Below are 18,267 nucleotides of genomic sequence, written 5' to 3'. Positions count from 1 at the left end.
CACGTAGATTTTCCGAGTGAAGTGGGCGCAGCCTTGGGTTTTCTGTCTACTCTTTGGGCTAAACCAAAGAGTAGAATCCGGCTGATAAGCCAAAAGAATGTTGCTTATACTTGGTCGCTTTTATTCAATATTGAAACTTCTGAGTGAGATATTTTTTTCTTCTCCACCTACTTTTCAATGTGATGCTCAACTTGTGCCCCTGCAGTCTATACAATCAGGTGGATTTATGTTTATAGCACTTAAATTTTAGCGAAAGCCTTCTGCGATTAACCGTTTTACCACAAAATATAAGACATAAAAAAACCGCTTATCTTTCGACAAGCGGTTTTTACTATTGTAGTAAATCAATTTCTTACTGAATACCCAATTTAGCTTTTACCAACGGTAAAACGTCAACACTTTGGTTCGACTTGTAAAGGATAGTTCTGTTTCCTGCTCCTGAATCGAAAACATAAATCAGACCTTGTTCTTTAGCTACGTCTTCAATTGCTTTTTCAGCTTTGTCAAAAACAGGGCCTAAAAGTTCGGCTTGTTTTTGTTGAACCTGCTGTTGTGCAGTTACCTGGTAATTCTGAATGCGTTGTTGTACGTCCTGAATTTCGGCAATCTTTGCATTTCTTTTAATATCAGAAACCTCTTCTCCCATTGCTTCAAATTCGCCTAATTTTACCTGGTAGTCTTTTTGCATTTCACCAAGAATTTCTTCCAGTTCTCCCTGGAAAGTATTAAACTCGGCTTCAGCAGCAGTTCTTTCCGGCATAACCTGAACCAAGGCCTGCAGGTCGATGTGTCCGAATTTCAAAGATTGCGCATTGGCAGCAGTATATGATGCTACAGTGAACATTAGCACTGCCATAATTTTCAATAAATTTCTCATAGTCAATGTAGTCTTAATTTTTGCTTGCAAATATAGTATTTAATACCAATTATTGGTTAAAATGAACAATTGAATTAGATGGAATCATTCTAATTAAAAGCTACCACTTTTTTCTATTTGTAGCCCAGCTTTCTAAGCACTTCGTCGCTCAGATCGTAACGTGGGTTGGTGTAAAATAAAGTAGCATCTCCGGCCTTATCAAAAATAACGGCATAACTACCATCGGTAGCTATTTCCTGAACGGCGTTAAAAATATCATCCTGAATAGGCTTAATCAATCCCTGACGCTTTTTGAAAAGGTCGCCACTTGGTCCGAAATACTTTCGTTGCAATGTTTTATAATCTTTCTCTTTTGTAATAATTACATCTTCGCGTTTGCGTTTCATGTCTTCTGAAAGCAGTACGCTTTCGGCCTGAAAATCCTGGTACATCTGTTCGATTTCAGCATGCATCGATTCCAGTTCTTTCTGGTACTGCGACGACAACTGATTCAGTTGTTCCTGTGCAGCGTTAAACGACGGAATGTTTTCCATAATGTATTCCGAATCGATAAACGCGTATTTCTGAGCACTTGCAAATAACGTTACTGAAAACAGTATTGCAATTGATAAAATAATTTTCTTCATGGCAAATTCTTTTTTAGTTCAACTGGTTTTTGTCTATCATATTTTATGCCAAAGCTATTTTCTACTAGAATTGCTGACCGATTACGAAGTGGAACTGGCTACCTGCAGCATCTGCCACACCCGGTACTTCATCAAATCCATATCCCCAGTCGATTCCCATTAATCCGAACATTGGCAGGAAGATACGAACGCCCAAACCGGCTGACCGGTGCAATTTAAACGGTACGTAGTTCTGGAAACTGGTTCCGGCGTTACCTGCTTCCATGAAAGCCAATGCATAAATTGTTGCACTTGGTTTCAAGGTAATCGGGAAACGAAGTTCTGTGGTGAACTTGGAATACATATTCGAGCCGTTTCTCGGACTCAAACTATAGTCTTGATAACCACGCAGTGCAATATAATCGGTACCATAAATGTTGTAGCCCGACATACCTGAACCACCCACAATAAAGCCTTCGAAAGGTGATTTACGTCCTGAATCGAAATAACCAAGGAATCCCATTTCAAGCGCAGTTCTCAACACCAGTGTGTGTTCTCCTCCCGGGTTTGTTAACGGGGTGTACCAATCGCCCTTTAACAACCATTTATGGTATTCAATCCATTTGTATCGCTCGTCATTCGAGATACTCTCATCCGAATAATCTTTACCATTGATTAACGAATAAGGTGGTGTCATTTTTAATGCCAGCGAAAGGTTTGAACCTCTTCGCGAGTAAAGTGGATTATCTACTGAACTACGCCCGAAAACGGTTTTAAAACTCAGGTTATTAAATGTTCCGTTTACCTGACCGTTTTCGTCGGCCATAAAGTAGAACATACTTCCCATGTTCCGCAGGTTATAATGCTCTAACGATAATTCGTGATAAACAGTAAAGTAGTCATCGGGCCACGATAAACGATAGCCATAGCCTAAAGCCAATGCAGTGGTTTCCCATATCTGATCATCATCTTCGTTTTCATTTTCCGAATCGTAGTTATACTGGTATTGCGGATACGAATTATAACCACCGTAACCGTAAGGAGAATAACCTCCGTAGCCATAAGGCGAATAACCTCCGTAACCGCTATATCCTCCGTAACCATAGCCGCTGCCATAACCGCTACCATAACCGTAAGGATTATAACGCTGCGTATAGCGGTTAGCACTGTAGTTTATACGCGAGTGCGATAAGGATACCGAGAATGAATTCGGCTTTTTACCACCTAACCAGGGCTCAATAAACGACAAACTTACGGTACGATAATATTTTCCACTTGTTTGATAACGTAAACTCAGTGTTTGTCCGTCGCCGGTAGGCAGCGGTCGCCAGGCTTCTTTATTAAAGATGTTACGAACCGAGAAGTTGGCAAATTTTAAACCTACCGAACCTACAAACATTCCGGCTCCCCAACCTCCGGAAAGCTCTATCTGGTCGTTTGCTTTTTCCTGAAGCTGATATTCAATATCCACTGTTCCATCTTCAGGGTGAGGCTGAACATCAGGGTTAATGGATTCCGGATCAAAGTGTCCGAGTTGCGCCAGTTCCCTGTACGAACGCATCAGCAGTGTTTTACTGAAAAGGTCTCCCGGATAGGTACGCAGTTCACGACGGGCAACATGTTCGTGCGTTTTGGTGTTACCCACAATACGCACTTCGTTAATTGTTGCCTGTTCCCCCTCGATAATACGCATTTCGTAATTAATGGTATCGCCGTTTACATTCACCTCAACCGGATCGAGATCAAAAAACAGGTAACCTCTGTCGAGATAAAGGTTGTTCAATCCTTCTTCGTTATCGAACAGGCGTTTATCCAGAATCTTTTGGTTAAATATGTCTCCTTTTTTAATTCCCAAACGCAAATCGAGATAATCGGAAGGATAAACGGTGTTACCCACCCAGCGTATGTCGCCGAAGTAGTATTTATCGCCTTCTTCCACATCTATATCGATATTCACACGGGGTTTGTTTTTTCGTCCTACTTCTACCTGGTAAACCGAATCATCAACAATAATGGCGTCGCGGTAACCTTTCTCGTTGTATTTATCGATTACGTTCGCCTGATCGTTCTCGTATTCTTCCTGAAGGAATTTTTTGGTTTTAAAGAAATTGCGCAACGACTTTTCGTTGGTTTTTTTCATGGCGCGTTCGAGTGTAACATCCGAAAGCGCCTCGTTGCCATCAATGTCGATATTATTAACCTTTACCTTTTCTTTTTTGTCAACGTAAATATCAAGTATTACGCTGTTGTTTTGGGTGGTATCGTCGCGCTGTACAATGTTAACCTCGGTATTCAGGAATCCCTTTCCGTGAAAGATATTCTTAATTGTCCGTTCGGCACTGTTTACCTGGTGATCGGTGATCTGACTTCCGCGTAAGAGTAGAACCTTTTCGGTAATGTCGTCCTTTTCCGACTTTGAAACACCATAAAAGTTTACATCTCCCAACCGAGGTCGTTCCTGCAGGTAGATATCCAACCAAATCTGACTTCCGATAATTTTTGTTGCCTGTATTTTTACGTCAGAAAACAGGCCTTGTTGCCAAAGCTTTTTTATTGCAAGTGTTATTGCATCTCCCGGCACCATTATTTCATCGCCGGCTTTTAAACCCGACAGCTGGATAAGCACATTTTTATCCAGATAACGTATTCCTGAAACCTGTACATCGGCAATGGTATACTTGCGTGCACTTGAATAATAGATTGAAAAGTTTGTACTGTCGGCTTCCTGTGCAAATAGCTGTGGTACAAACGCTACAAAAAGGAATAAAAAGGCGACTAATGGTCTTTTGATTCTAGTCATAAAATTAGCTCGTTAACTGTTCACTTGTTTTTCCAAATCTTCTCTCTCTGTTCTGATAATCAATAATGGCTTCAAATAAATCGTCTTTTCTAAAATCGGGCCATAATTTGCTCGTAAAATACAATTCAGAGTAAGCTATCTGCCACAACAAAAAGTTGCTAATTCGATATTCGCCACTGGTTCTTATCATCAGCTCCGGATCAGGTAATTCTGAAGTGGACAAATAATTTTGGAACAGTTCGTTATTTATTTTTTCTTGTGTAATCTTTTTGTTGGCCAAATCGTCGGCCAGGTTTTTTACGGCATTCAGCACATCCCATCTTCCGCTGTAACTTAATGCCAGCACCAGGTTTAACCCGGTATTATTTTTTAAGGCATCAACACATCCCTGAAGTTTTGCCTGTACATTTTCGGGCATTACATGTACACATCCGATAACGCTAAGCCTCACATTGTTTTTGTTCAGCTCCTGTGTTTCGGCTTCAATGGCATGTACTAAAAGTGCCATAAGCGCTTCAACTTCTTCTTTTGGGCGCTCCCAGTTTTCGGTAGAAAATGCATAAAGAGTAAGGTGTTTTACGCCTATTTCGCCGGCACCCTTAACTACGGAACGAACAGACTCAACGCCGCTTTCGTGTCCCATAACACGGGGTTTGCCATGTTTGGCGGCCCACCTTCCGTTGCCATCCATAATAATGGCAATATGCTTTGGAATATTATTTCTATCTAATCTGTCAACTGTTTTCATCACCAATTTTTAGCATCGTAGGCCGGACAAGCCTTTTTGCCTGTAAAAATCATATATGTGAGATGTACCCCCAAATATCCTGCCCAGTCGTTGTTGTGCGAACCATCGTTATAAGTAACGGTCTCCGCTCCTTTGACATACGCCAGCGGATCATCCAAATCATCCAGTTTATCGCTCATATATTTGCGCATCTGGTATTCAACTCCCAATCCCAAACGCTCGCCAATGGTATATTTAAAACCCATTCCAAACGGAATAGTAAGCGTTGTTATCGATTCTTCATAGTCGCCAACAACCCCACCATTTAGCTCCGGATGATCGGGATTAAACCCCATAATGCCGGCCGGTCCATCAGGATCTGTAGCAAGTCTCCCTACCGTAAAGTTGTATGGGAAATACGCTACTCCAATTCCAAAGGTAACATACGGACTAAACCGTAGTTTCTTTTTACCCAAAATATACCTCAGGTAATTAATTTCTGCCTGCAAGGTTAAATCCTGTACCGATTTATCAAACTCCCATGGTGCACCTTCCACTGTTCCTTCGCTGGCAAATGTACCGGTTAAAAACATAGCACGCATGGCTACGCGGGCATTAAAATTATACCTGAAATAAGCTCCAAAATTTAAATTGAACGATTGAAACGGGGCATCCTCATCCATGTCGCCATGTACCGATGTTAATGTACCTCCCCAGATTCCGATGTCAGCTGTTTTTTGTGCATGTACTGAAACAGTCAGCAAAACTGTAACAAACACCAATAATAATTTTCTCATCTTGGTATTCAATTTCGTTTATTTAACAATGGTTTCAGACATGTTATTTTTATCACTTTCTTCATTTTGAAATGAAAAGATTGTTGCAGGTTTCCACCGTGGTTTTTCTGTCTTGAAAAAGTGACAAAAACACACGAGTTAACGAACAAAAACCAATCTCATAACAAACTGAATATCAATGAACTTAAACGCTTAAAAACGTTTTATCTTTTGCTTTCAAAAGCTACAAAAGTAATATAATTCTAAAAATAACATGCTCCTTTGTTATTATAAAACCGAAACAAAGATTAAAAATTGTTAAGTAGGCCTATGAATTGTAGTTTCTGCGGTCCATGCCCCACATTAGCTTATTGCGTAAGGTATAAAAAAACGGTTGCTCGGGCAATTGCAGTGTTTTGAGTTTAAACCCGGCTTTTTTCACCTTTATTTTTGTAGAAAACTCAACGGCAACCGAACGCGAATCGAGCGAAGTTAAGTAGTTGGTTCCCCGGCCTTCAACACTTAGTTCTATTTCGCAGGTGTCGGGCACTACAATGGGGCGTATGGTTAAGTTGTGCGGTGCCAGTGGTGTAATTACAAAATTGGCCGAATTGGGTGTTAAAATGGGACCTCCAACACTTAGCGAATAAGCCGTTGATCCGGTTGGTGTGGCAATTATCAAACCATCGGCCCAGTAATTATTCAGAAATTCGCCATTAACCCGCGCCGTAACATTTAACATCGATGAGTTATCGGTTTTCAGCACGGTCATTTCATTCAGTGCATAATTAAAGTCGAGGTTTTCCTGGTTCGAGAATTCAATCTCCAGCATCGAACGCTCAACGATTTTATAGTTTTTGCTGAAAATACTTTCAAGGGCATTATGCACCTGATCTTCCGAAATATCGGCCAGAAATCCCAAACGGCCACCATTAAGTCCTATTACGGGGATATCGAAATTACGAATATTCAACACCGACTGAAGGAATGTTCCGTCGCCTCCAACACTAAAAACAAAATCATTGTTGGGATCAAAATCGGAATACGAATGAAAAAACGAGGTATAATAAGTCGAGCTGTTCAACTCTTCAACCAGGTGAGTATAAAACGGTTTATACAATTGTACTTCGATATTTTTTGATCGCAAAAAAGCAAAAAACTCCTGCAAAACAGGAACAAAATCATCGGAAACCAGCGTGCCAAATACTGCAACTTTCACTATTCGAATGGATTTAAATATTCATAAATTTCATAAACTGATCGAACCTATCCTGGTACAAATCATTCAGCATCGACCGATCCTGATAAATGGCTTTTACCTTATAATCGTAACGCATCAGTGCCTGAACAACACCTGACAATTCATCCGAATCGAGTTTCAGAATCACATCCAGCACATTCGATCCGGGTTTACGATCGATAAAAAAGCTGAGTATTTTTACATCGTTACTTTCAACAATCTGGCTGATCTGCGCAACGGAATAATCGCTCACATTCATTTCTATTACCAGCACACCGCCCACTTCCTGCAACGAAAACAGGCTGGCAAAACGCCGTGCTAAATCATATAGTGTAATGGCTCCCAAATAATAATGGTCTTCGTCGAGCACCGGCAACACACTTATTTTCAACTTATACATTACAATGGCCAGCTCGAAAATGTGCTGATCGCTGTGTGCATGCGTGGTGTTCAGTTTATCGATTGCTGTAGAAAGCTGCGCTTCTACCAGGTTCAAGTCGTAAATCAATTTATCCGAAACAAGTCCGAGGTATTTGGCTTCGTCAACCACCGGGATATGCGAAACACGGTAAACATCCATATGGCTCAGCGCTTTACGCCCCGTTTCGGAACTGCTTACCGATGGAATTACATCTGATATTAGTTTTTCTGCCAACAAAACTTTAGTGTTTAATGTTAATCGTTCAGCCTGAAAATAGTAACTTGCGTCTTTAAATTTTTAGTTATGACCAGACTTAGTGTAAATATAAATAAAATTGCAACACTGCGAAACTCTCGCGGTGGCAAAATGCCCAGCGTTAAAGACGCTGCTATTAATTGTCAAAAATTTGGAGCTCAGGGAATTACCATCCATCCACGCCCCGACGAGCGACACATTACGCGTAAGGATGTTTACGAGATAAAACCACTGATAACCACCGAGTTTAACATTGAAGGTTACCCCAGTGAAGATTTCCTGAAAATGGTTATTGAAGTGCAGGCCGATCAGGTAACATTGGTGCCCGATACTGATGCGCAATTAACCAGCGATCATGGCTGGGATACCTGGAAACATCTTGGTTTTCTGAAAGATGTGATTGCCCGCTTGCAGGAAGCCGGTATTCGCACGTCAATTTTTGTCGATCCGGATGAAAAAGCCGTTGAAGGAGCCGCCGAGATTAAAACCGACCGCATTGAATTATATACCGAACCTTATGCAACCCTCTACCCGATTAACCATGCAAAAGCAATTGAACCATTTGTTGCGGCGGCAAAAATGGCGGCAAATTTAGGTATCGATGTAAATGCGGGCCACGATTTAAGTTTGGAGAACCTGAATTACATGTACCACAAGATTCCGAATTTAAAAGAAGTTTCAATCGGGCATGCGCTTATTGCTGATGCACTTTATTTAGGATTGGAAACTACCATACAGAAATACCTCGACTGCCTGAAGTAATCTTTGCAATAAAACGCCAAATGCTGCGTTACTCTCGGTTTGAAACCGGTCGATTACGAAAGTAAACTCCCTAATTTTCAAACCTTCGAAAGCCTTGCCTTTGACGTTTTCTTATTCAAAGAGGCAGAAATTAATGAGTTTGCTTTCAGACCTAAATAAAGCAACGAACGAACAACAATTAACACGCTATGGATTTATATTACAGAAAAACAGGCAGTGGATCGCCACTGGTAATTATACACGGGCTTTACGGATCGTCGGACAACTGGATGAACATCTCGAAACGTTTGGCTGAAAAGCACACGGTTTATATGATCGACCAGCGAAACCACGGACGATCGGGATTTACCGAAACGCATACTTACAACGACATGCGCGACGATCTGGCCGAGTTTTTTGAAAAGCACAACATCGAAAAAGCAACAATACTTGGCCACAGTATGGGCGGAAAAACAGCTATGTGGTTTGCTGCCGATTATCCCGAAAAGGTGGAGAAACTTGTTATTGCCGACATTGCCCCCAAAGATTATCTGCAACTAAAAGACGAAGGCCAGTTTTACCTGCATCAGAATATTCTTCTGGCCATGCAGGATATTGATTTCTCGATGGTAAAATCGCGTAACGATGTGGATGATTTTCTGGCGGAAAAGATCGACGACGAACGAATCAGAATGTTTCTGTTAAAAAATGTGGAGAAAAACAAAAATACCAAACAGTTTCAATGGCGCGTTAATGCCGAAGTGTTGTACGATTACCTGGAAGAAATTGTGAACGGTGTAAATATTCACTGGCTCGACGACCGGATTCCGATAACCGCTTACCCGGTAATTTTTATCCGAGGCCTGCTTTCGAAATACATCCAGGACGAGGACAAAGAGCTGATAAAAGAAATTTACCCGGAAGCCCGGATTGTTGATATTCCCGATGCAGGGCACTGGCTGCACGCCGAACAACCACAAAAGTTTGCTGAAGCGGTGTTTTTGTGTTGCTAACTTACAAGATTGAATCAGATTGAATCAGATTGATTATAGATTGAGGAAAATTGAAGGAGATTGAAGGAGATTGAAAAAATTGCCAAACTGACAAATTGTAAAATTGTATCTGAAACACTCAACTTCTCCGTGTTACTCTGTGTATGCTTTGTGTAACTCTGTGGTAAAGAATTCAGATTTTCTATAAACATGAAACAGATTCCTCCTCGTTCCACGTCGAAATGACAGCCAATCTCAACTTTTGCTCCCGACGCTGCGGTCGGGATTTCGTCAGGCAAAGCCCTCCTCAACTTTTGCCTTTTGCCTTTTGCCTTTCTACTTTTGCCTTGAAATATTTACCGATTATACTTCTCGGTAGTTTCCTTCAAAAACTTCTTCTGCCCTGCTTTTAATTGTTTCCACTGAAAACGCCATTCCCAGTTTCCGTTTGGCGTTCCGGGCGTATTCATCCGCGATTTTTCGTCCAGCTCCAACACATCCTGCATGGGCAAAATTGCCGTATCGGCCACCGATGCCAAGGCCATTTCCATTAGTTGCTTTGCTGCATTCTCTTTTGAAACATACTTTTCCAGCAGTTCCTTTTCTTCCGCATCAACAGCATTCAGCCAGCCCAAAGTAGTGTTGTTATCGTGTGTACCTGAATAAACCACGTAGTTTCGTTCGTAGTTGTGAGGCAGATCTTTATTTGCCGCATCGGTGGTAAAAGCAAATTGCAGTACTTTCATTCCGGGCAGATTAAAACGCTCGCGCAAATGGTCAACTTCCGTTGTAATAATCCCCAAATCCTCAGCAATAAACGGCAAAACTCCGATCTGGCTTTTTATCAAACTCAGCATTTCGTAGCCGTGTGCCGGTAGCCATTTCCCGTTAATGGCAGTTTCCTCATCTGCCGCAACCGACCAAAACGATTCCAGTCCGCGAAAATGATCGATGCGCACCCGATTAAACATATTCAGGTTAAAATGCAGGCGTGCCATCCACCAATCGTATTCACGCTCTTTCAGGCGCTGCCAGTCAAAAACCGGGTTGCCCCACAACTGGCCGGTTTCCGAGAAATAATCGGGTGGTACTCCACCCACTTCTGTCGGATTCAGCTCATCATCCAAAAGAAAAATATCGGTATTGGTCCAAACATCCGAGCTGTCGCCCGAAACGTAAAGCGGCACATCGCCAACAATCTGAATGCCTTTTTCGTTGGCATAATTTTTTAGCCGGTGCCACTGCCTGAAAAACATAAACTGCACAAATTTTTCGAAAGCAATCTGCTGCTCCAGTCTTTCTGAGAGACTTTTTAGAGCTTCCGGTTCCCTGAATTTTATTCCACGATCCCATTCACTCCAGTGCAAACCACCAAAATAGTTACGTGCTGAAATAAACAACGCATAGTCGTTTAACCACCAGCCGTGTTCATCTAAAAAGTGGAAATATTCATCGCGGAAACGATCAAATTTATTCTTTTGAAATTGCTGAAAAGCCTTTTTCAAGTGCACATTTTTCCATTCTGAAACTTTAGCGAATTCTACTTTTGATTTTTTGAAAACCGGTACCGTTTTTAAATCATCAACATTCAGCAGCTGCTCATCCAAAAGTAGCTCCAAATCAATCAACATCGGATTTCCTGCAAAAGCAGAGTAGCACTGATAAGGTGAATTTCCTGCACCAACAGGCCCAAGCGGAAGTATCTGCCAGAGTTTCTGACCGCTCTCCTTCAGGAAATCAACAAAGGCATACGCCTCTTTCCCCAATGTACCAACCCCCTCCTGCCCCGGAAGCGAAGTTATATGCAGCAGAATTCCACTTTTTCTAGTTGTCATCCTTAAAGTTTTCTCTGAATTGTTTTAAATGATCGGCAGTTTCGCGAACAATGCGCTGCACGGCCAGTCCGTGTTTTAAGTCGGCAATTGCCGCCTCCGCATCATCGCCGGTAAAAAACTGGTAATGCGCGTGTACCATCGAGCGCAACCATCCCGGTGGAACATGCCCCGAAGGAAAACTGGTAACCGGTTTGTAGTTGCTGCCAACCACCTGTTTCACCCACTGATCCGAACCTTCAATATAATATTCAAAATATTCAGGATTTTGCGATGAGTAACGAAATGCACCTTTTTCGGCATAAATCTCCAGCGACACCAAATCGCCGGAACCCGAGCTAATCCGACTTGCCGACATGTTTCCTACGGCACCCGTTTTGGGTTCGTACAACGAAAGTGAACTAAACAAGTCGGATCCGGCCGGAACGCCATCAAAGTCGCCTGCCTGCAAACCACTTGTTATTTGCAGTTCCTCGCCCATAAAAGCCATTAAAAGGCTAATTCCGTGCGATCCCAGATCGGCCATTGCCCCACCATCAGGCGCAAGAGTTAAACGGGTAACACGTTTTTTGCGGTAGCTTTCCTGCAGGTAGTCGCCGTGATAATATTTCAGATCGAAATGAATGGGCTTCCCGATTTTTCCTGAACGCCAGAATTTTAATCCCTCACGCACCGATGATGTTTGCAAATACTGAAACCCGACCTGAATACGAACATCCTGACCGGCCGTTTGCAGTAATTCCTTCATTTTTTCTTCCTCTTCCAACGAAGAACAAACCGGTTTTTCCAGGTAAATATATTTTACATTTGGCATTTGCAGTGCCCTATTAAAATGCTCGAAATGCACTTTATTCGGCCCCAAAATAAATACTGCTTCAATTTTATCGTTCTTTGCAAAATCCTCTACCGACTGTGCCTTTTCAAATCCCATTTGTTTGGCAAACGCTTCGCGACTTTCTGCTCTTGCCGAAGCGACCGACTCCAAAACAATTTCGGGAACTTCGTTATAATAAAACTTCAGGGCCTGAATCGCATAAACATGTGCCCGGGCAATTCCGCCTGCACCAATAAAACCTACGTGTATTTTTTGCATCTGCTCGCTTAATAATGTTTTGTCAAAAATAGTGTTTTGTGGAAAAGAATCCGTTCTATTTGAAAAACAAAGTGCCACCTGAAACAACCAGGCAGCACTTTTAATTCAATAATGTTTTACAGTCTTATTTCAACCACTTATCCAACCAGTTGAAAAATACACGCTGCCACAAAATGCCATTTTGCGGTTGCAGCACCCAGTGGTTCTCTTCCGGCAGGTATAACATTTGGGCCGGAACGCCACGCAAAACAGCTGCATTAAACGCTGCCATTCCCTGCTCCGCCGGCACACGGTAGTCCTTTTCACCCTGAACGATTAAAATTGGAGTATCCCAGTTTTGAACGTATTTATGTGGCGAGAATGAGTACGAACGCTGCGCTGCGGCATTGTCTTTATCCCAGTAAGCACCGCCGTAATCAAAGTTCACAAACCACATTTCTTCGGTTGTGGTGTACATGTGCTCGAAGTTAAAAATACCATCGTGGGCAATAAATGCTTTAAAACGTTTTTCATGGTTTCCGGCCAGGTACATTACCGAAAAACCGCCGTAACTAGCCCCAACGGCACCCAGTTTTGTCTCGTCAACAAAAGGTTCTTTAGCCATTTCGTCGATGGCAGTCAGCAAATCTTTAATATTCTGACCGCCGTAGTCTTTCGATATTTGCTCGTTCCACTCTTGTCCGAAACCGGGTAAACCACGACGGTTTGGTGCCACAATAATATAATCGTTGGCAGCCATCATCTGAAAATTCCAGCGGTACGACCAAAACTGGCTAACCGTTCCCTGCGGACCTCCCTGGTTGTAAAGCAGTGTCGGATATTTTTTGTTCGGATCGAAATGCGGCGGATAAATCACCCAAACAGCCATTTGTTTGCCGTCGGTGGTTTCCATCCAGCGTTTTTCCACTTTCCCCATGGTTAGCTGATCAAGAATACCTTTGTTTACTGTGGTTAACGCCTTGTCTTTTCCGTTGGCCGGATCAACTAAATAAAGCTCGGCCGGTTGCGACATGGATACTTTTTGCGCCAACAACTGGTTACCAACCGGAACAGCACTTTGGTAATTGTGAACCCCATCGGTTAAACGCACAATCGAATTGTCGGCTAATTCCAGTTTATAAATCTCGTCGGTTGCATGAATATCGCTGATGAAATAGATTGATTTTGAGTCGGCACTCCAACTCAGAGAAGCCGCATTCTGATCGAAATTGGCCGAGTAATCTTTCTTTTCGCCGGTTTCCAGATCGGCAACAAACAAACGGTTTTTATCAGCTTCGTAACCATCGCGCTCCATACTTTCCCAGGCCAGGTATTTTCCGTCGGGCGAGTAAAACGGATTTTGATCGTAGCCCATCATTCCTTCGGTAAAATTGCTGGTTTCGCCACTTACCACATCATACAAGTAAATATCCGAATTGGTAGAAACAGCATATTCGCGACCCACTTTTTTCTTACAAACATAAGCCAGTGTTTTTGAATCGGGACTCCAAACGATTTGTTCGGTTCCGCCAAAAGGTTTCATGGGCGAATCAAAACGTTCGCCGGCCATTATGTCTTTTCCTTCGCCTACCTTTCCATCTGAATAGTCGGCAATAAAAATATGGTTATAAGTGTAATCGTGCCAGGTATCCCAGTGGCGGTACATAATATCGGTTTCCAGTCGCGCATTGGCTTTTGGCAAATCGGGGAAAAGATCGTGAATATCGTTATCGAGCTTAACGGTTTGCAGGTAATAAATTTTCGATAGATCCGGTGCATACTGAAACCCGAAAATTCCACCTTCGATTTCAGAGACCTGTTGTTTATTACTGCCGTCAGGATTCATTTCCCACAACTGAACGCTGCCGGAAGCCGATGACAAATAACCGATCTTTTTGCCATCGGGGCGCCAAACCACATTGTATTCGTTACTGGCGGTGTTGGTAATATTTTTGGCTTCGCCCCCCGCAACCGGAATGGTGTAAATATCGCGGTACGACTTATTCTCCTCAATATTGTAATAGGTTACCGTGTAAAGAACGGTAGAGCCATCGGGTGAGACCTGTGCTCCACCAAGCCGGCCAAACGACCACAAAACTTCGGGAGTCATTACGTCTGAACTTAATTTCGGCGTTTCAGGCACATAGTTTTTAGCAACCTGCCCCGACTCCTTTTGCGTACAACTAACTATCGTCATAACAATTAAAATAAAAAGTGCAATTTTCTTCATTTTACTTTTTTGAAAAATTAGTGAATTCAAAATAAACACAATTAATGAGCTCGGGCAATAATTTTAATACAAAAACCATAATTACCGCTTCAAAAACAATGTAAATCCTGATTGGTTTGTTATTGCTGTTTGCGAATACAAAAGAGCAGCATATCGGAAGTGTCAGATGGAAGACTACGTTCAAGTAACTTAATATTGCTTTTGCCCTATCGGGCCGATTTTACTTTTTGTCTTGAGACAATAAGTAAACAAAAAACTCAAGGCTGCGCCCACTTCACTCGCAAAAGCTACGTGATGCTGGCTAAAATTCCTGAAACTCGTCGTACCTCCTCAAACATCAGTAATTTTTTACGCCATCACCACTTGTTTTCCGGCTCATTGGCCGAGGCCGACGCTACGAAGTATCTTTTGATATGCTTCCGACACATAAGTGGAACGGCCTCTTTTGGTTATTGCTTGGAATTGAAATGAAACCTTAGAGAGAGCGGGAAGCTCCGAGGGAACGAGGAGATCACCCGTCCGATCTTTGGTTTTATGAAAATGGAGGGCAAAAGCCAAAAGCAGCCTTGATCTTTTTGCTTCGTTTTTGCATCAAAGCAAAAATGAAGGCCTCCGGCAGGAAATAAATACTTTACGATCATTTCACAGGTGCTTCCAAAATAGCTTAATTGTTACTATTTCCTTGCAAAAGGAGAGAAAAACAAAAGAAAAAGGCCACCCAATGATAGCCTTTTAACCCAAAACCAAACCTAAGAAAATTTGTACCCTTTGTAGTAGTTAGGTACGAGTTGTATTTTTTAGTCTCTTTTTACGCTTCCCAACCCTTCAATATCGCGCGTAACTTTTGGATTTCCTTTGTAGCGAACTTTACCAACGCCTTCAATTTTAGCGTGCAGTGTTTCAACGGCATGTACCGATCCGGTTCCAACACCCTCAATTTCAAATCGGGCATCGTTCACGCGAAGATCTTCAGCATCAACGTGTCCGGCACCAGATAGTTTTACATCCAAACTCTCGGCCACTCCACTCAACTGAACCAGCACACCTCCTTCGCCAACCAACTCAATATCATCGGCTTTCACTTCCAAATCAATCTTAGCACCACCTTCAACATGCACATATAAATTATTCAAATCGAGGTAACCATCGGTGCTCAAATTTAATCCGCCCTGTACTTTAATTTCATTCAGCTTTTTAAAAGTAACATACAAATGAATGCGCTCGTAATTAATAAAGTTTCGATCGACAACCACCCGCAGCTCATCGCCCCGGTTTTCAATATCCAGTTCATCCAACACATCGTTATCCGGAGTTTTTACCGTTAATGTACTTTGGTTTCCCTGCGACAAAAACACTTTGTAACTGCCTTCAAGGTAAATGGCCGAAAAATTGTCGAGATCAAACCGACGCGAATCCCAATCGGTATCGTTTTGTGCCGTAAGGTTTAACGCAAATAAAATTGATAAGCTGAACAGAAATAATGTTTTCATCTCATTAAAATTGTTTATTTCATTTGTATTCGATGTAACTCTCGATGAATTTTAATTCTTCTTGCCTGCCTGCGAAAGGCAGGTTTGTGAACCTGAAGAATAAAAATTCATGTTCGTTTCATCTGTTTAAAATTTTTTGATTTCTGAATGTTCAAAAAATTTGAAGACATTCAGGAACTCACATAAATTTTAATCATTCTTGTTTTTGAATTTAGAATGAAGAAAATTCATGTTCGTTTCATGACTTTATTTTTTAAAACGATTCAAAGGTAGAATCTTATACATTGATATTCGTACTTATTTCGATGAATACGTGATTTTTCAAGATAAATGGAAGATTTAAGAACAACTTCTGTTTTTAGTTTCGGGCATTTCTCAGCATAAAAATCAGTCCATAAAAGATTAAACCGGCAAGAACTAAAACCAGAAAAAAATCCATTAAAACAGTGGTCTGCGAAGAAATGAGCCGATAAAAAATGTACGATACTCCAAGAACCGTTCCGCTCATTAAGCACCTTATAAAAAGTACATGAAATACTTTAATGAGTTGTGCTGAACAAAACAACCACAGCAATCCAAAAAGTAAGATCCCCGCTCCTTCCCACCTGCTTCCGTTTTTCATTTCTATTAAACCATAAACTACCGGAAGCACGGAACAAATGACCATACTGCGTGCAATACTTCTTCTGATTTTTATTCGGTTTCGATCCTTTTTAATTTTTGGAAAAAGCGAAAACCGCATCTCGTGGCACCGGTATTCTTCAGAAAACAGATCCTGTTCCGAATGAATGATGCCGCGTTTCAGGGCTTCCTGAATGGCCAGCTTTGCTGCTTCCGGCTGATAATGGTCGCGCATTTTCAGCACCTCAATTAATTGTTCGTCGGAATAGTTCGGAATATCTTCCCGGAAATCAAGCTCTCGTTTCGAATATCTTTTCTGCCACATTTTATATCTTTGAACAACAAACAGGCACACCCTGTTTCAGATGACAGTTGAAATAACCAAAAATAAATTTCATGTACAATTTTGAATTCAAAAATCCGGTTAAAATTCTTTTTGGAAAAGAATCAATTTCGAAACTTGCCGGTGAAATTCCGGCTGATGCGAACATTTTAATGATTTACGGTGGCGGAAGCATAAAACGCACCGGAGTTTACAACCAGGTAATGGCAGCATTAAAAGGTTGCACGGTTGCAGAGTTTAGCGGAATTGAGGCGAACCCGCATTACGAAACCTGTATGAAAGCCGTTGATGTTGTAAAAGAAAAAAATATTGATTTTCTGCTGGCAGTTGGTGGAGGTTCGGTGCTCGATGCCACCAAATTTATTGCAGCTGCTGCCTTATATGAAAATGGCGATCCGTGGGATATTCTTGCAGCTGGCGTATCCGTTGAAAAAGCCTTGCCACTGGGAGCTGTTTTAACGCTGCCGGCAACAGGATCGGAGATGAACGGGAATTCTGTAATTACCCGTGCCGAAAGACAAGAGAAAAAGGCTTTTGGTTCGCCGCTGGTAATGCCGCAGTTTTCGGTGCTCGATCCGGAATGTGTGTTTACCTTACCCGACCGTCAGGTAGCCAACGGCGTTGTTGATGCTTTTATACACGTAATGGAGCAATACCTGACTTTTAAAGTAAATTCGCCGCTTCAGGACAGGCTGGCAGAAAGTATTCTGACCACACTTATTGAAGAAGGTCCGAAGGTTTTGGCCGACCGTAAAAACTACGACGCGGCAGCCAACTTTATGTGGTGCGCAACAATGGCATTGAACGGAATGATTGCCGTTGGTGTTCCGCAAGACTGGTCGACACACGTTATAGGCCACGAACTGACTGCTTTCCACGGAATCGACCACGGACGAACACTGGCCATTGTATTGCCAGGTGTAATGAATATTAAACGCGCCAATAAAAAAGACAAGATTTTACAATATGGCGAACGCATTTGGGGAATTACAGAAGGAAATGAGGAGGAAAGAATTGACGCCGTTATTGCACGAACAGTTGAGTTCTTCGAATCGTTAGGCGTACCATGCCGCCTATCGGATTACGATGTACCTGAAAGCACCATCGCTAAAATTGTTGACCGCTTTAAACAAAGCGAAGCAAAACTGGGCGAGAAGCAGGATATGGATTATGTTGAGATTGAAAAGATTTTAAGAGACCGGTTGTAATATCTCTATCAGATAATAAAAGGTTGTCAGGCAAGAT

General features: G+C 42.0%; 15 protein-coding genes. 3 read left to right on the top strand and 12 right to left on the bottom strand.

Going from position 1 to position 18,267, the window contains the following annotated elements; all coding sequences use genetic code 11:
• Positions 1-352 precede the first annotated feature (352 nt).
• The 7 genes from BMW53_RS18290 to BMW53_RS18260 form a co-directional block, all read right to left on the bottom strand.
• The gene (locus BMW53_RS18290) at positions 353-877 is read right to left on the bottom strand and encodes an OmpH/Skp family outer membrane protein (protein WP_038563270.1); all 525 of its coding nucleotides are present in this window, start codon (positions 875-877) and stop codon (positions 353-355) included.
• 113 nt (positions 878-990) lie between these two features.
• Positions 991-1,503: an OmpH/Skp family outer membrane protein gene (locus BMW53_RS18285; RefSeq protein WP_038563272.1), complete on the bottom strand. Its 513-nt coding sequence runs from the start codon at positions 1,501-1,503 to the stop codon at positions 991-993.
• Positions 1,504-1,567: 64 nt separating this feature from the next.
• Complete coding sequence (bamA, locus tag BMW53_RS18280; RefSeq protein ID WP_038563276.1) at positions 1,568-4,282, bottom strand: outer membrane protein assembly factor BamA; 2,715 nt, start codon at positions 4,280-4,282, stop codon at positions 1,568-1,570.
• Positions 4,283-4,286: 4 nt separating this feature from the next.
• Positions 4,287-5,030 carry an undecaprenyl pyrophosphate synthase gene (gene uppS, locus BMW53_RS18275; protein ID WP_038563279.1) on the bottom strand — a complete coding sequence of 248 codons (744 nt, stop codon included), beginning with the start codon at positions 5,028-5,030 and terminating at the stop codon, positions 4,287-4,289.
• Positions 5,030-5,806 carry a DUF6089 family protein gene (locus BMW53_RS18270; protein WP_038563283.1) on the bottom strand — a complete coding sequence of 259 codons (777 nt, stop codon included), beginning with the start codon at positions 5,804-5,806 and terminating at the stop codon, positions 5,030-5,032. The genes uppS and BMW53_RS18270 overlap by 1 nt, the downstream gene beginning before the upstream one ends.
• A gap of 307 nt (positions 5,807-6,113) precedes the next feature.
• Positions 6,114-7,004, bottom strand: a complete 891-nt coding sequence (locus BMW53_RS18265; RefSeq protein ID WP_038563288.1) for an NAD kinase — start codon at positions 7,002-7,004, stop codon at positions 6,114-6,116.
• Between the two features lie 13 nt (positions 7,005-7,017).
• Entirely contained in the window at positions 7,018-7,680 is a 663-nt protein-coding gene (locus BMW53_RS18260) for a CBS domain-containing protein (protein WP_074781104.1), read from the bottom strand.
• A 69-nt stretch (positions 7,681-7,749) separates the two neighbouring features.
• Here BMW53_RS18260 and BMW53_RS18255 point away from each other — a divergent pair, with 69 nt between their 5' ends.
• Both BMW53_RS18255 and BMW53_RS18250 read left to right on the top strand, forming a co-directional pair.
• Positions 7,750-8,463, top strand: coding sequence for a pyridoxine 5'-phosphate synthase (locus tag BMW53_RS18255; protein WP_038563295.1), 714 nt, complete (start codon positions 7,750-7,752; stop codon positions 8,461-8,463).
• Between the two features lie 188 nt (positions 8,464-8,651).
• Entirely contained in the window at positions 8,652-9,455 is an 804-nt protein-coding gene (locus BMW53_RS18250) for an alpha/beta fold hydrolase (protein WP_038563298.1), read from the top strand.
• 335 nt (positions 9,456-9,790) lie between these two features.
• On the opposite strand, the gene malQ is transcribed toward BMW53_RS18250, so the two are convergent.
• The 5 genes from malQ to BMW53_RS18225 form a co-directional block, all read right to left on the bottom strand.
• Positions 9,791-11,269 (bottom strand): 4-alpha-glucanotransferase, encoded by a 1,479-nt coding sequence (malQ, locus tag BMW53_RS18245; RefSeq protein WP_038563302.1) that lies wholly within the window; start codon positions 11,267-11,269, stop codon positions 9,791-9,793.
• On the bottom strand, positions 11,259-12,359 hold the full coding sequence (locus tag BMW53_RS18240) for a Gfo/Idh/MocA family protein (RefSeq protein ID WP_038563305.1): 1,101 nt from the start codon (positions 12,357-12,359) through the stop codon (positions 11,259-11,261). Before BMW53_RS18240 ends, malQ begins: the two co-directional genes overlap by 11 nt.
• Before the next feature lie 124 nt (positions 12,360-12,483).
• Positions 12,484-14,568: a dipeptidyl-peptidase Dpp5 gene (dpp5, locus tag BMW53_RS18235; protein ID WP_038565700.1), complete on the bottom strand. Its 2,085-nt coding sequence runs from the start codon at positions 14,566-14,568 to the stop codon at positions 12,484-12,486.
• Positions 14,569-15,365: 797 nt separating this feature from the next.
• The gene (locus tag BMW53_RS18230; protein WP_051568119.1) at positions 15,366-16,058 is read right to left on the bottom strand and encodes a head GIN domain-containing protein; all 693 of its coding nucleotides are present in this window, start codon (positions 16,056-16,058) and stop codon (positions 15,366-15,368) included.
• 358 nt (positions 16,059-16,416) lie between these two features.
• Positions 16,417-17,004: a hypothetical protein gene (locus BMW53_RS18225; protein WP_038563307.1), complete on the bottom strand. Its 588-nt coding sequence runs from the start codon at positions 17,002-17,004 to the stop codon at positions 16,417-16,419.
• Positions 17,005-17,075: 71 nt separating this feature from the next.
• Here BMW53_RS18225 and BMW53_RS18220 point away from each other — a divergent pair, with 71 nt between their 5' ends.
• The gene (locus tag BMW53_RS18220) at positions 17,076-18,230 is read left to right on the top strand and encodes an iron-containing alcohol dehydrogenase (protein WP_074781100.1); all 1,155 of its coding nucleotides are present in this window, start codon (positions 17,076-17,078) and stop codon (positions 18,228-18,230) included.
• The last annotated feature ends 37 nt before the right edge of the window (positions 18,231-18,267 follow it).

Source organism: Draconibacterium orientale, from assembly GCF_900111425.1.
Lineage (GTDB): Bacteria > Bacteroidota > Bacteroidia > Bacteroidales > Prolixibacteraceae > Draconibacterium > Draconibacterium orientale.
Note: the sequence above shows the minus strand (reverse complement) of the source record. Positions and strands in the feature narration are given on the sequence as shown.